Source organism: Bacteroidota bacterium (assembly GCA_016711505.1).
In the GTDB taxonomy this organism is placed as follows: domain Bacteria; phylum Bacteroidota; class Bacteroidia; order AKYH767-A; family 2013-40CM-41-45; genus JADKIH01.
Genome location: JADJSV010000011.1, coordinates 45,602 through 61,150, shown reverse-complemented (window position 1 = coordinate 61,150; position 15,549 = coordinate 45,602). Strand labels below are relative to the sequence as shown.

Annotated in this window: 8 protein-coding genes and 2 pseudogenes; 6 read left to right on the top strand and 4 right to left on the bottom strand. The window is 37.6% G+C overall.

The window, feature by feature from the left end; all coding sequences use genetic code 11:
• Positions 1-565 precede the first annotated feature (565 nt).
• The 5 genes and pseudogenes from IPL24_12345 (at position 566) to IPL24_12325 (ending at position 7,368) form a co-directional block, all read left to right on the top strand.
• Positions 566-4,306 (top strand): T9SS-dependent M36 family metallopeptidase, encoded by a 3,741-nt coding sequence (locus IPL24_12345; GenBank protein ID MBK8364423.1) that lies wholly within the window; start codon positions 566-568, stop codon positions 4,304-4,306.
• A gap of 201 nt (positions 4,307-4,507) precedes the next feature.
• Positions 4,508-6,299: pseudogene (locus tag IPL24_12340) on the top strand (M1 family metallopeptidase).
• A gap of 21 nt (positions 6,300-6,320) precedes the next feature.
• A complete protein-coding gene (locus IPL24_12335) occupies positions 6,321-6,650 on the top strand; it encodes a hypothetical protein (GenBank protein MBK8364422.1) in 330 nt (109 codons plus the stop codon).
• Positions 6,647-6,835 (top strand): hypothetical protein, encoded by a 189-nt coding sequence (locus IPL24_12330; protein MBK8364421.1) that lies wholly within the window; start codon positions 6,647-6,649, stop codon positions 6,833-6,835. The genes IPL24_12335 and IPL24_12330 overlap by 4 nt, the downstream gene beginning before the upstream one ends.
• 41 nt (positions 6,836-6,876) lie before the next feature.
• Complete coding sequence (locus IPL24_12325; protein MBK8364420.1) at positions 6,877-7,368, top strand: N-acetyltransferase; 492 nt, start codon at positions 6,877-6,879, stop codon at positions 7,366-7,368.
• Positions 7,369-7,424: 56 nt separating this feature from the next.
• Here the strand turns inward: IPL24_12325 and IPL24_12320 are convergent.
• The 4 genes and pseudogenes from IPL24_12320 to IPL24_12305 form a co-directional block, all read right to left on the bottom strand.
• Positions 7,425-9,472: pseudogene (locus tag IPL24_12320) on the bottom strand (dihydrofolate reductase).
• 362 nt (positions 9,473-9,834) lie between these two features.
• Positions 9,835-10,068 (bottom strand): hypothetical protein, encoded by a 234-nt coding sequence (locus IPL24_12315; GenBank protein ID MBK8364419.1) that lies wholly within the window; start codon positions 10,066-10,068, stop codon positions 9,835-9,837.
• A gap of 123 nt (positions 10,069-10,191) precedes the next feature.
• The gene (locus tag IPL24_12310; protein MBK8364418.1) at positions 10,192-10,713 is read right to left on the bottom strand and encodes a hypothetical protein; all 522 of its coding nucleotides are present in this window, start codon (positions 10,711-10,713) and stop codon (positions 10,192-10,194) included.
• A gap of 116 nt (positions 10,714-10,829) precedes the next feature.
• Positions 10,830-13,853 carry an amidohydrolase family protein gene (locus IPL24_12305; GenBank protein MBK8364417.1) on the bottom strand — a complete coding sequence of 1,008 codons (3,024 nt, stop codon included), beginning with the start codon at positions 13,851-13,853 and terminating at the stop codon, positions 10,830-10,832.
• Positions 13,854-14,103: 250 nt separating this feature from the next.
• Here IPL24_12305 and IPL24_12300 point away from each other — a divergent pair, with 250 nt between their 5' ends.
• Positions 14,104-15,543, top strand: coding sequence for a hypothetical protein (locus IPL24_12300; protein MBK8364416.1), 1,440 nt, complete (start codon positions 14,104-14,106; stop codon positions 15,541-15,543).
• Positions 15,544-15,549 lie beyond the last annotated feature (6 nt).

The following is a 15,549-nucleotide window of genomic DNA, read 5'->3' as shown; positions in this document are numbered from 1 at the left end:
AGTTCTAATTAGAGGTGACGATTCCCTGCCTCTTTCTATCGGTTTTTTTAAAATTTCCGCCGACCTGAAAGAGAAGTATTCTCTTATCCTTTAAATTTCTTTTGAATTATCGGTTTATTGACTCCCCGATCACTTGAACAAAAATTCTTTTTTTTAAAATCATACGCAAGCACATTCGTGTATATTTAATAACAATTATGCACCTCTGTATGTTTGTAAATCGGATGTAAGCTCCAAACCCCTTATCAGACAAGCGTTTCAAGCGTTTTGAACAGATTTTGTTTATAACTCGCACTTGCATTTTCATGTTTGGTATTGAGAACTCCAAAGCAAAATTTTTTGTGTTGATACTCAGAATAGATACAAAAATGTGGATAAGTAAAACGAAAAAAGTGAGAAGAAATTTATAACTAAAGCACTGCTTTTATTAATAAAAGATCACTTTCTTTTTTTATATTTGGATTGAATTGGATTGAAAATCACTTTTCAGTGACAAAAGGAGATTTAAAAGAGTATTAATTAGCTGAACCTAAATTAACCTATTACCTACTATACTATTCCTACTATGTTTAAGAAACTAAGTGCAGCATCATTCGTGATGCTTTTTTTGGCTATGCGGCTTTTTGCCGGCGGAACTGCCAATCAAAATTCCGATAAGGAAGTTTACGGAAAAATTGTTGCCGATTATTTAAAGTTAAATCAATCGACATTAAATCTCACTGATGAAGATCTTGCAAACTGGTATTTGTCTGATCTCACTTTCAATCAGAAATACGGAACAACATATGCATATGTTCAGCAGACTGTAAATGGTGTGAAAATTTTCAACGCTGTTTCTTCTGTATGTATACGTAATGGAAAAGTGGTTTCATTTGCAAAACGCATTTATCCGAATGCTGCAGGAATTACAAATTCCATTCGCCCTTCGATTTCTCAACTTGATGGAATCCGAAAAGCTGCACAACATCTCAATCTTTCGTTTCAGGCTGATCCGAAAATGATCACCAACGATAAAACCACAAACAAATCAACTTTCACATCAGGTGGAATTTCAAGAGATGATATAAAAGTTGAACTGGTTTTACAACCAGTCAATAATCGCCTTCGTTTAACTTGGAATGTAAACATTCATGTTTTAGATGGAAGTCACTGGTGGAATGTTCGTATCGATGCATTGAATGGAAATTATATCGAGAAAAACGACTGGACTGTGAGTTGTGAATTTGGAGAAACACCTTCAGCAACATCATCACAAGTTTCAACTCAAGCAGTTCCATTTCGGAATGCAGCAGCAACTACAACTTCTACATCACTGATTGGTTCATATCGTGTATTTCCATTTCCATTGGAAGGACCTTCTTTTGGTCCATCCGCTTTATTGCCCGATCCTTCTGACGCAACAGCATCACCATTCGGATGGCATGATGTGAACGGTGTTGCAGGAGCAGAATATACGATCACACGTGGAAACAATGTTTATGCATACGATGACATAGCTGATCAGGATGCACCCGGTACTTCACCTGATGGTACTGCTTCATTAGACTTCGATTTTCCTGCTAATCTTTTACAAGCTCCAAGTACATACACTGATGCATCGAACGTAAATTTATTTTATGTAAACAATATGCTTCACGATTACTTATATCATTATGGTTTCGATGAAGTTTCCGGAAATTTTCAGGCATTCAATTACTCAGGAAATGGTTTAGGAGGTGATCATGTTGATGCAGAAGCACAGGATGGCGGCGGAACAAATAATGCCAACTTCTCAACACCTGATGATGGTCAGAACGGTCGTATGCAAATGTATTTGTGGAGTGGTGTTGTTCAATCGACTCTTGTGATCAACAGTCCTGCCGGTATTGCAGGTTCATACAATGTAGTAGGCGCAGGATTCGGTCCTGCAATCTCTGTCCCGATTACTGACGACATAGTTCTGGTAGATGATGGAGCAGCTCCGAATACGGATGCATGTGAACCATTGGTAAATGGCTCAGCCATTTCAGGAAAAATTGCTTTGCTCGACAGAGGTTCATGTAATTTCGTTGATAAAGTTTTGCAGGCTCAGAATGAAAATGCAGTTGCAGTAATCGTGATCAATAATGATCCAAGTTCACCTTTTTCAATGGGTGACAATGGAAGCGGAGCTACTGTTACAATTCCATCTGTAATGATCTCTCAGGCTGATGGAAATATTATTCGTGCTGCGCTGGGTGGTTCAACAGTAAATGGAACATTAAATCCTTCCCCTTCAAGTGCAGTTCAGATAGATGGATCACTTGACAATGGAATCGTAACTCATGAATATGGTCATGGAGTTTCTAACCGATTAACAGGAGGACCAAATAATTCTAATTGTCTTAGTAATGGAGAACAAGCAGGAGAAGGCTGGAGTGACTGGTTAGCATTAATGTTCACACAAAAAGATGGTGACGATGGTGCTGATGCGCGTGGTGTAGGAACATTTGCACTTGGAGAGCCTACGAATGGGCCCGGAATAAGAAGATATCCTTATTCGACAGATATGTCAATCAATCCTGAAACGTATGGATTTCTGGCCGCAAGTTCAGAGGTACATAACGTTGGTGAAGTCTGGTGTACAGTTGTCTGGGACCTGAACTGGGCATTAGTTGATCAGGATGGATTTGATCCCGACTGGATCAACGGAACATCAGGTAACAACATTGCTATGGCTTTAGTCATGGAAGGAATGAAACTTCAGCCATGTGGTCCCGGCTTCTTAGACGGTCGTGATGCAATTATTCAGGCCGATGATAATCTGTACGGAGGAATTCACAAATGCATGATCTGGGAAGTTTTTGCGCGCAGAGGAATGGGCTTCAATGCAAGTCAGGGTAGTGCAAACACTGCAGGCGATGAGACAGAAGATTTTTCTATCCCTCCATTCTGTCAGATTCCAATTGCTCCGCCTGTTGCTGAATTTACAAGTGATGTAACAACTACATGTTTTGGAACAATCCGGTTTACTGATCAGTCAACAGATATACCTCAACAATGGTTGTGGGATTTTGGTGATGGACAAACTTCTATTCTTCAGAATCCAACTCATGTTTACACAAGTGCAGGAACATTTACGGTGATACTTACTGTAACAAATACTCTTGGTTCAGATGCAATAACGAAATCATCATACATTACAGTTACGATTGATCCTGCTCCTACTGTATCTGGTACAACTGCATTGTGTACAGCAGGAAGTACAACATTGACTGCAACGGTTACATCCGGAAATCAGGCTGAATGGTATGACGCATCAAACAATCTTGTTTCAACTTCATTGGTATATACAACGCCAATCTTAAATACCAACACTACTTATACAGTTCGCCAGGTTACACCTTCTGCATTGCAAAATGTCGGACCGGCCGGACCAACAATTGGCGCAGGAAGTTATCACAATACATCATTTGAAGGCAGAGAGCTCTTCACAACATTTGCACCGATGCGATTGAAATCAGTTTTTGTTGATGCAAGTGGCACAACTGACAGAACATTTAATTTGTATAATTCTTCAGGCACACTACTTCAGTCGAGAACAATTAATGTTCCTGACGGACAAAGTCGTGTAACATTGAACTTCGATATTCAGTCACCGGGAAATTATGAATTAGGTGTTGTTGCAGGAAGTGTACTGTATACAAATACGACCGGCGCCGGATATCCTTATACAATTGGCGGATTGGTTTCGATTACTTTAAGTAATTCAACTACTAATCCTGCAAATTATTATTACTATTGTTACGACTGGGAAGTTCAGGAATTACCTTGTTCAAGTTCACCTGCAACAGTGAGTGTATTGGTTGGAAGTGCTGTCAGTGACTTTACATACGCAGCTTTAGGACTTGATGTGGCATTCACAAATGCTGCAATAGGAAATGTTATTGTTTATTCATGGGCATTTGGTGATGGCAATACTTCTAATGCTGCCAATCCGAATTATACGTATGCTGCTGATGGAACATATACCGTTTCATTGCATATTGAAACTTCAGATGGATGTTCGGCAGATTATTCCGAAACCATCACGGTTACATCGATAGGAATTGATGAAGCGAATGATGAATCTATTATGATCAATTCGAAAAACAATTTACTCACTATAAAATTTGATCATCCGGCAAAAGACGCTACAATTAAAGTCGTAGATGCTTTAGGTCAGATCCTGATCAATGAAACATTTAACAAAGGCACAACATTCAACCGTACTTTGAATATTGCATCTTCCTATGTGATAGTTTCTGTTCATGAAGGTGAAAAAGTGTTAACGAAAAAGTCCTTATAACACAGTAAATAAATGCATTTTCCGAATTTTAGCAGATCAAAAGGCCGTTCCCTCAGGAGCGGCCTTTTGATTTTTAGCATTAAATCCTGAACAAAAAAAGTTATTACCTTTATAAAAAAATAATTTGTGACGAAAAACATTCTCCTCTTCGTAATTTCATTCGTGACTTTTTCTGCCTGCACGAATTCAAAAAATAAAAATATGGAAACTCAAGAATTGATTGTGAAACAAGATCCGCATTCCTATGCGCGGTCAAATGAATCTAAGGTGACTCATCTAAGTATGAACTTAGCTGTCGACTTTGAAAAAAAGATCCTGAAAGGGAAAGCCACACTGACAATTCAATCCGAAGCAGGAGCAAATAAGATTCATCTTGATACAAAAGATCTTGAACATTGAGAAGATCACTCTGAATGATTCTGATGCTCTGGCAAAATTTACCTTAGGAAACCAGGATCGGTTTTTAGGAAAGAGTTGATCATTGAAATAGATTCAACGACGCAATTTATCACAATCAATTATTCTACATCTCCGGAGCAGCAGCATTACAATGGTTGTCTCCCAACAAACTGCAGGAAAAAACAGCCGTTTTTATTTTTACACAGTCACGGCGATCTTAGCGCGTACATGGGTTCCGATACAAGACAGTCCGGGAATCAGGTTTACATACGAAGCAGTCATCCAGGTTCCGAAACAATTGATGGCAGCAATGAGTGCTGAGAATCCACAGCAGAAAAATGATTCGGGTATCTATCATTTTACAATGCCGAAACCGATTCCTGCATATTTACTGGCACTTGCAGTCGGCGACTTTCTTTTTAAGCCACTGGATGCACGTACAGGAGTGTATGCTGAACAGGTTACGATCGATAAAGCCATTCATGAATTTGCAGATCTTCCGCAAATGGTGAATGTGGCTGAAAAACTTTACGGCGATTATGCCTGGGGGCGATATGATCTGATCGTTCTCCCGCCATCATTTCCTTTCGGCGGGATGGAAAACCCAATGCTGACCTTTGCAACGCCTACAATTCTGGCAGGTGACAGATCACTTACTACACTTGTTGCACATGAACTTGCACACTCGTGGAGTGGAAATCTAGTTACAAATGCAACGTGGGATGATTTCTGGATGAATGAAGGATTTACAGTTTACTTTGAATTAAGGATCATGGAAGAATTGTATGGAAAAGATTTTTCTGACATGCAATGTTACTGGGACTTGAAGATCTCAAAGCAACTATTGCCGAACTCGGTGATACAAGTGCTGATACATTTAAAACTCAACCTGGCAGGAAGAGATCCTGATGATGGAATGAATGATATTGCCTATGAGAAAGGCCATTTTTTTATTGCTACTGATTGAAAAACTATCGGCAGAGACCGATTTGATGTTTTTCTTAAAAACTATTTTCACAGTCATGCATTTGGAACAATCACTACAGAACAATTTCTTAAAGAATATAATTCAGAACTGATAAAGGGAAATAGTGAGTTGGAGCAAAAAATTAATATCAATGAATGGGTATATAAACCCGGTCTGCCCAAAAATTGCCCCATAGTTCATTCTGCCAAATTTGAAGCTGTAGCCAAAGAAGTTGAAGTATGGAAAAACAATGGAAAAGCGAAAGAATTGAACACAAATGGCTATTCAACCTATGAATGGCTTAGATTTTTAGCATTACTTCCTGAAAAATTGTCATCAGCACAGATGAAAGATCTTGACGAGACTTTTCATTTTACAAAAACCGGCAATTCAGAAATTCTGTTTGCATGGTTGGAAAAATGTATCTACAGCAATTACGAACCTGCTTTCCCAACCCTTAAAGTATTTCTCACCGATGTTGGCAGAAGAAAATTTGTAAAGCCATTATTTAGTGCGATGATCAAAACAGAAAGCGGAAGAAAAATGGCTGAAAATATTTACTCGTCTTCAAGAGAAAATTATCACACAATAACACAAATGACAATTGATTCCCTTCTGGTAAAATAAAAGTTACATTAAAAAACAAATATGAAGAAAGTAAAAATACTGTTTGCATTTATTCTGATGTCAATGGTTGCAAGTGCACAAGACTATCAAACTGGATTAGGTTTCCGTTTAGGTGGAATTAATTCAGGAATAACGGTAAAACATTTTACAGGAAGTACATCTGCTTTGGAAGGAATAATTGGATTTGCAAGACATTCAATATCGATCACAGGCTTGTATGAAAAGCATCAATCTTTTCCAAATGCGCCGGGATTAAAATGGTTTTATGGATTGGGTGGCCACGTTGGTTTTTTCAAGGTGATTACCGTTATGGTGATTTTCGCTACTATAAATATAAAGGCAACAAGGTGATAGTTTATGATGACAAGTATTATACAAGTTCTACCTATCTGGGTGTAGATTTTATTATAGGTCTAGAGTATAAATTCACCGGAGCCCCGATCACACTCGGATTGGATGTGAAACCTCAAATTGACATTGTACCAGGATTCTACGGCTACTTTGATGGTGCTTTATCATTTCGTTTTACGCTCTGATACAATTTCAGATTATTATTGCGATTTCTTACATTTGAAGTATGTTACAAATTCGTAAATCTACAAGTGATGATTTAAAAGCAATTTTAGACATCTACAATGAGGCTGTTTTGAATACAACAGCAACTTTTGACACTACTGCAAGAACATTTGAAAAGCAATTGGAATGGTATGAAAATCATAAAGCCAATCATCCGGTTTTTGTTGCTGAAGAAAACAATGTTGTTGTAGGCTGGGCTTCATTAAGTCCATACAGTGATCGTTGCGCGTATGATACCACCGTTGAGGTCTCTGTGTATATTCATCCAGATCATAGGGGGAAGAAAATCGGTTCGAAGTTACTGGAAGTAATTACACTTGAAGGTCTGAAAGTAAAAAATCATACTGTGATTTCGCGAATAACGAGTGACAATTTATCCAGTATTCATATTCATGAAAAGATCGGATATCGTCATGTCGGTACACTAAAAGAAGTCGGAGTCAAATTCGGAAAATTACTTGATGTAGAGATCATGCAATATCTTTACAAATAAAAAGAATAAAAAGGGGCGATAATTACATCGCCCTTTTTCTTTACAAATAAATTTTCTTAATTCCAGAATGGAGGAAGGAAATTATATGTCTTCCCATATTCCAGCATTTGTGAAATAAGATCTTTTGGATATTCAACTTTCACATCAACGATACGATCTCCTTCCATAACAGGAACTAATTTTGGTTGAATGAAACCCTGATAAGGCGCAATGTTAAGCTTTCAAAACGAGCATGAACTTCTTTTAACAATGGCTGATCTACGATCACACCGTATGTTTCTACAAGATTTTTTCCTGCTTTGAAATCGCCTTCCGATTTTATTCTTTGGATCTCGCGAAGTAATTCGCCGAACAATGTTCTCAACTTCTGATAATCGTTGATCACAAAATATGTTTTACCATCACGTGAAATTCTCTCTATTACTTTATCTTTCTCTCCTTTTTAATGCCCATTGAGAACTCAATTGGCGATTACGCATGTGCGCTTGTTCCAGATTTTTTCCCGGCTCGATTCTTTGTAGTTGAGTCATCAATCCATTCAGAATATAATTATCATACTGAGCCTTTCCGACTTCCAGTGATGGACTTACTCCCATGTCAACTAATTTCTGGTCCATTGTATAATATAAGCCGACTAAATCTGCTCTTGCTTCTTCTAACACACCTGCGTAATTTTTCAGTGTGATGTCTGTAGTTCTTACTCCTCTGATTGATCTTTCCTGATGCATGTCCAATTACTTCATGCAGGTCGGTGTGAAGTTCACCACCAATTGCAGCATATTTTCTTATTCTCTCTTTCACTTCATCTGATGAACCGAAACTCATCGATCATTGGTGATTTTGCTTTATAGAAATTATACGATTCAACGATATTACTTAATGAAACAGATTTCGAACCTGTATCTCTTCCCGGATCCATTCATTGTTTGGCAGATTAATTCCTATTGGGTCGAAGGTGCAGCATCTCCAACTTCTGAGATCACAGTGATGACCTTAGCACTGATTCCGGTTACTGTATCTTTCTTATGCTCTTTCATGATTGGCGAATTGTCTTCGAACCATTGCGCTTCATGCGAAACAGCTGCAATTCGTTTTGTCGCTTCGAAATCTTTCATCGACACTACCGATTCAAAAGCAGATTTTTTCTGCAATGCATCCTGATATACTTCGATAAAACCATTCACAGCATCGACAGTAGAAATCGTATCACAAACCCATGCAATGCTGTAATTATCAAAATCAACAGGATCCCCTGTCTGATAAAATTCGATCAGGTTATCAATTGTTTTTTTTGTTGTTCATTTTCAGCCACTCGTACTTGCCTTTTGCAACCAGTAAATGATTTTCTCAATGGCCGGCCATACATTCCTCCCAATTTATAAACTTGCTCAACGATCTTTCCATCCACTTTCATCAATTTAGAATTGAATCCGATCTGGGAATGATTTGTTGGATCCGCTTCTTTCATCTTTGTATAAAAGTCTTCTACCTCTTTCTGATTTACACCTTCATAAAAATTGTTGCTACTTCCGATAATTACATCTTTGCAGAAAGGTCAACACTTTTGAATCATAAGTCGGATCAAAAAGATTGTTTTTAAGCGTAAGAAATTCATCAACTGATTTTCCATTGAGTGGTAAATTGGCTGATCACTATTTTTACCAGATTCCGAAAAATATTCAAAACTACATGCCGGAATAAATTTGTCTGCCGAATAATGATGATGATTTCCATTCGAAAAAAAAATCGCTTACAGTATTCAATGAAATTATTCCAGTCAGGGCCACTTTTTCGCCTTTGTATGTTTCAAGAATTGCTTCAAACGTTTCTCTGAGCAATCCCGTATCGATATTTCTGATCATAGAAAATATCGCTTCCTGCTAATCCTGCTTGAGAAATAATATGCAAGTTGCTTTTGCTTCAACGTCAACTTATCGAAGTCGTGGATCTTATATCGCAACACTTGGATATCTGCGAATCGATCTGCGATGAAATCGAATGTAGTATCTTCCATTTGTGCTGTTCCGGATTCCGGAGATTTTTTCCTGAATTACAGGCGCCAGGCAAGTAGTGATCCTGCAAGAATCAATTTTGTTATTTTCATTGTGATCATTATTTCTTAATTCCGTATTTGTTTTATAAGTTTGATTCAATTGTTTTTGGATATTATCAAGGCTGATTTCTCGGCCATTGATAAATGCACTTTCAACATGATTGGTTTTCATATCCAATACATCACCTGCTGATAATAAGTGTAGCATCTTTTCCTTCTTCCAAAGATCCTGTTGTTGTACTTATCCCTAAATCTTTGCTGCATTCAATGTAATGCTCATCAAGGCTTCTTCTTTCGTCAGGCCGTATGCAGCACTTGAGTTCCTGCATTGAATGCAAGATTTCTTCCTTGCCAGGAACCATCCATACTTATGGTATAATTTATTCCGGCTTTAGATAAGAATAGCAGGTAATTTATATGGAAGATCTAATATCATCATCTTCTCGAGGAGGAAGCGAATGGGTTCGTCCTAGAATGATAGCGACATTTTTAGATTTCAATAGATCGGTTACACGATATGCATCTCCGCCACCAACAATTACCAGACGAATTCCAAATTTATCTGCCATGCTGATTGCGCTAACGATTTCTTTCACATAATCACAATGAACATAAAGAGTTTTTGTTCCATTGAATAAACCACGCATAGATTCAAATTTCAGATTCTGATCCTCGTTAATTTTGAATTCGCACCTAGATTTGCAGATGACACGGTTGAAGCTGATTTAATGAATACGCTTTTGCTTCATCAAAATACAATTGAAGATCATTTAGATTTCTTGGATCTTATTACGTTGCACATCTTCCGGTTCAGAATTGCCACCTTTGTAAACATACATACGAGGCCAGTTGAGATGAATTCCTTCATCTGTTTTGTATGCTGCATCTTCCCAGTTCCAGCCGTCTAATTGAACTACACTTGACTGTCCACTGATCGTTCCACCGGAAGGAACAATTTGCGCTAACAGAACTCCGTTCGATCTTACGGTCGGAATAATCCTTGAATCTGAATTGTAAGCAATGAGACTTCTTACATTGGGATTCATGTCACCCACTTCATAGTTATCTAGCGTCGAGCGAACCATATCGATCTCTGTCAAACCAAGAGTTGAATTACATTCAATCAGCCCCGGATAAATATGCTTGCCTAGTGCATCTATCACTTTATCAAATTTCGATTTATCTAACCGGATAACAGTTGCATCTGCTACCAATGTCAGCTTTCCATTTTCAAATCCTATTGCAGAATTCTCTATCACATTTCCATTGCCAATATGAGCAACGCCATTCATGATAAGAATTCTCTGTGACTGAGCAGGAACCGGATCCGGTCGCTGTGCATTGACTGCAAGAGAAAGCCGTCAAATATATGTATAAATTTTTTTTCATCTTGTTGCGTTCTTTAGGATCAATGAGGCATTGATATTTCGTGATCATTACAATGTTTTAACTCCAGAGCTTTGAATGCGGGTTTTTGAGTCGACTCGCCTTTGTTCTTTGCATCTGTCATCTTCTTCATTAATCTTGCTTTTTCCGACACGATCTCTTTGCGTAAGATCTCATCTTGCTTTATGTCGAAATATTTAATTCCATCAACGTAAGTCTGAATTGGTTTTGCATAGACCGAAAGTGGATTCTCATTCCACACAACAACATCACCATCTTTGCCGGCTTTCAAACTTCCTGTGCGGTCATCGATGTGCAACATCTTCGCAGGATTGAGTGTAACAAATTTAAACGCTTCTTCTTCACTTACTCCACCATACATTACTGCTTTCGCTGCTTCCTGATTCAATCGACGAGCCATTTCTGCATCATCTGAATTGTAGGATACATTCAATCCAACATTATGCATGATCGGACCATTGTATGGTATTGCTTCATACACTTCAAACTTATAAGCCCACCAGTCACTGAAAGTTGAAGCCCCACTTACTCCATGAGCTTTCATCTTGTCTGCTACTTTATACCCTTCGAGAATATGAGTGAATGTATTTACTTTAAATCCGAATGAATCAGCAACATGTATAAGCATATTGATCTCGCTCTGAACATAACTATGACAGGTAATAAATCGTTTGCCTTTCATTATTTCAACTAATGCATCCAATTCAAGATCACGGCGAACAGGAATTGAATTTGTTCCCGCAGGTTTTTTATTCGACGCAGAATTCAAATTCATTTTTGCATTGTAAATACTTGCTTTAGTAAAAAAGTCAAGATAAACCTGCTCAACACCCATTCTTGTCTGTGGAAAACGTACGACTTGTTTCTCGCCCCAATTACTTTGCTTTACGTTTTCACCTAAAGCAAATTTGATAAATCCCGGTGCGCCTTCGAATTTCATTTTCTCCGGACTTTGCCCCCAACGCAATTTTATCAGTTGAGTTTGTCCCCCTATTGCATTTGCACTTCCATGTAATAAATGCGATGTAGTAACCCCGCCGGCCAGTTGTCTGTAGATCTGAATATCATCTGCATCAACAACATCACCAATTCGAACTTCAGCAGTAGAAGATTGTGTTCCTTCATTTACTGCATCAGAAACTGCAATATGTGAATGTTCATCAATGATGCCGGGAGTTACGTGCATATTTGTACCATCAGTAACTTCGCATCCCGCAGGTGCTGCAATATTTTTTCCAACCTGCTTGATCTTTCCATTTTCAATAAGAACATCAGTATTTTTTAATATCCCATCTTGTTCATTTGTCCAGACAGTTGCATTCTTTATCAAATATGTTTTTGCCTGTGGTAATTGTTTCCAGCCATAGGCCATATTCGGAAAGTAAACCGGAGCTCTAACAGTATCTTTTTTCGCTGTATCGTTTTTTGATACCGGAGCAATAAAAGCCGAATCAAATTTCATTGTCCATTTGCCCCAATCGGCAGAAGGCAATAATACATTTCCCGTCCACACAGATCCTATTGTTTCACCGGTCAGCCGGTAAATGCCCTTAGGCTCTGTTTTTTTCAATTCAACCTGCATTGTTACTGTCTGGCCTTGTCTGGAAAAAGATATTTTCGTGGAAGTCGTGTCTTCATAGACAAATGCTTCCGGAGTATTTACTTCGCCACCAATTTTAATCCGTAAAGGTTTGATGTTATCAATCGACAAAGAATAATTTCCACGGACATCTTTGAAAGAAGGATCAACGATCTGATATCTTTTTCCATTGATCCAGTTCTCAAAGATCTGATTGTCTTTATTTGTAAGATTCGTAGAAGTAATAATAAAATTTGCAAGCATAGAATTCTTCAAACTTCCGATCTGATCATCAAGTTTTAAGAATTGTGCTGGTGAATAAGTTAATGCTTTTATCGCATCTTCTTCCGTCAATCCGTTTTCAATAGCCTTACGCAGATTTTTCCAGAAGTCTGATTTATTTTTCAGATCAGAAAGAGTAATTGCAAAAGGAATTTTTTTACCGGCAACAACACCAGCATTTGCAGGAGCAAGTTCCCAGGCTTTCATCTGACGCAATGAAACATTGACAGCTTCATATGGATCAGAGAAATCATAACCTTCAGGAAAATTTAATGGAATGATAAGAGCACTTCCGGTATTCTTGATCTCTTCGATTCGTTCGTATTCATCACCACTTCCTTTGATTATATAATCAACTCCAAACTCAGTTCCGATCCTGTCTGCCCGCAATGCATTTTGCTTATCACTGACTTCAAAGATCTGAGGTAAGTTTTTGTTCTTGTTAAAAGCATCAAGAGAAATATTGAATTCTTCCTTGTAGCCACCTGAACTATACCATTCAGCATCAAGATAAGTCTGACGAATGAGAGCTATGGAGCCCATCAGTGATGATGGATAATCCTGAGTCGAACTTCCTTTGTTAAATGAGAAATTTGAAGCAGCACGATCCCGAAGAATCATTTCGTTTTCGCGTTCATCTCCTAAGAGAACAAATGTTGATGTTCCTCTGACTACTCCATCACGAAGTACACTCATCACAGAACCAAAACCAAGTTTGCGTAACTCCTCGGCCTTTTTTGAATCTGCATTAAATGTACGGAAAGCATCATACTCTGCACGTACTGCCTGATTCCAGTTATATGCGCCTTTCGTATTTGAAATAAATTGTGGTGAACGGTCAAAGTCAGGAGTACGTTTTACTTCCGTCATTCCATAATCGCTGAAGATATCGATCAGTCCGGGATAGATATGTTTTCCATTCAGGTCGAAGACAACAGCATTCGAAGGAATAGAAATTCCTGCTCCTGAGTTTAAGATCTTTCCATCCTGAATCAGCATTGTTGCACCAGAAACAGAAGTCTTATAGTCAACATGCAGTACTGCATTTTTAAATGCATAAATAGTATGTCGCGGGTCGTCGGTGCCATTCACCGGAAATGTTTCCTGTGAATAGGATTCCATCATCGATAATACCAGAAATATAAACGTAAATAATCTTCTCATAAAACCGGATTAAGGTGTGAAAGATAAGATATTTAGGTAATGGGAAATAACCACCAGAGGTCAAAAAGTGACGATTTATATCATTTTAACTACAATTAACTATTTGATTCCTAATTACATCAATTCTCTTCCTTGAAAAAATTCAAAGGCAAAACAGATTCCGGTAAAACCTGTTTTTAGTCGATAAATTTTTCGGTTGAATTGACTATTTTTTGTACACTATTACATCAGGATCTTCGATTCAAAAGAAATGAAACAACTTTCTATGAATAAGATCATCCAACCGGAATTAGAAGATAAAGATGTCGATTTTGAAGATATTTTTCTTTTAAATGACAAGTTATATGTTGTAGGAAGTGTCTACAACAGAAAAGAAAAGATCTTCAATTTGATGGGAACACAAATTGGCGAAAATGGTATCATGAGTCCAACTTCAACTAAAATGTTTGAAGCAGAAGTTGCAAAGAAGAGTGCACGTGGAGCTTTTTACTTTAAAATTTCACCTGATGGTGGCGCTTTACTTGCAATGCATACATGTGAATTCAGCAAAGAAGATGCTGTGAAATATCAGGTAAAATTATTTGATAACAAGCTTGATGTAATGTTTGACCATAAAGAAGATGTATTTTTTAATGATAGTAAAAAAGATTACGAATTCATGATCTCTGACTTTGAAATCAGTTATGATGATGATGTTTTACTGGTAATCAATGAAAGCTATAGAGATAACAAAAAGAAAGAGCAAGTAGAGAAATTTGAAATTCACGAATTTATGAAAGCTAACAGCTACAAGAAAGAAGTCGTAAATATCAATTTAAAAGATGTGGAGATCATTAATTGCAAAATGATGTCGACTGCACAGAACACATTGAAACTTGTAGGATTTTATTCAAGCGTCCGAGAAAGCGGAAGAGCAAATAAAGAATTAAAAGGTGTTTATAATGCAACAATGGACTTAAGTTCAAAAGCATCACCTGTAGTAAAATTCAACGAATTCGATCTTGCTACTAAAGTAAAATTGATGGGAGAAAGAAGAGCTAACAAAGGAAAAGATGTAAAGCCACTCTATGCGATTACAAACATTATTGAAAAAGAAGATGGCGGAATGATCATCATGTCTGAATATCAAACTATCATTGTCGGAAAAACACAGGGGCTAGGTCCATTTTCTGTTACTCCGATCACTTATACAAGAAATGAAATAATAATTACAAGTTTGAATCCTGATGGTAAAGTTGCTTGGAGCAATGTTTTGCCTAAAGAGCAATCTGCCACTGTTTCAGAAATCGGATGGTCGACCGGTACTTACAGTTATGGCGCCGGTAGTTTTGGTGTTGGTGTATATAAAGGAATTCCACTGGGAACTCTTGGTAAAGGTCCGGAATATCTTGGTTCAATTCCGATCTATAGCAATGGTAAATTAAACGTTGTGTTTAATGATAATATCAAGAACAAAGGCATCACAGATATTGAAGAAGTCAGAACAATGGGAAATTACAAGAGCTCAGTTCCGGCATTATTTATTTTTGAAGAAAACGGAAAGCTTTCCAGAAAAGATCCTGAAGATGCTGTTAAAAGTGAATTGGTTTTGAAACCTGGTGTCTATAGCAGAAAAGCGAGTAACGAATTAATTGTGTATTCGTCAAAAATGAAAAAAGATAAATTAGGACGAATGGTTTTAAAAGATTGATCAATC

Bases quoted from the DNA above. Each gene is read 5' to 3' on its own strand.
- IPL24_12300 (MBK8364416.1), top strand. From the start codon at position 14,104: ATGAAACAACTTTCTATGAATAAGATCATCCAACCGGAATTAGAAGAT.
- IPL24_12345 (MBK8364423.1), top strand. From the start codon at position 566: ATGTTTAAGAAACTAAGTGCAGCATCATTCGTGATGCTTTTTTTGGCT.
- IPL24_12315 (MBK8364419.1), bottom strand. From the start codon at position 10,068: ATGCGTGGTTTATTCAATGGAACAAAAACTCTTTATGTTCATTGTGAT.
- IPL24_12305 (MBK8364417.1), bottom strand. From the start codon at position 13,853: ATGAGAAGATTATTTACGTTTATATTTCTGGTATTATCGATGATGGAA.
- IPL24_12310 (MBK8364418.1), bottom strand. From the start codon at position 10,713: ATGAATGGCGTTGCTCATATTGGCAATGGAAATGTGATAGAGAATTCT.
- IPL24_12335 (MBK8364422.1), top strand. From the start codon at position 6,321: ATGAAGAAAGTAAAAATACTGTTTGCATTTATTCTGATGTCAATGGTT.
- IPL24_12325 (MBK8364420.1), top strand. From the start codon at position 6,877: ATGTTACAAATTCGTAAATCTACAAGTGATGATTTAAAAGCAATTTTA.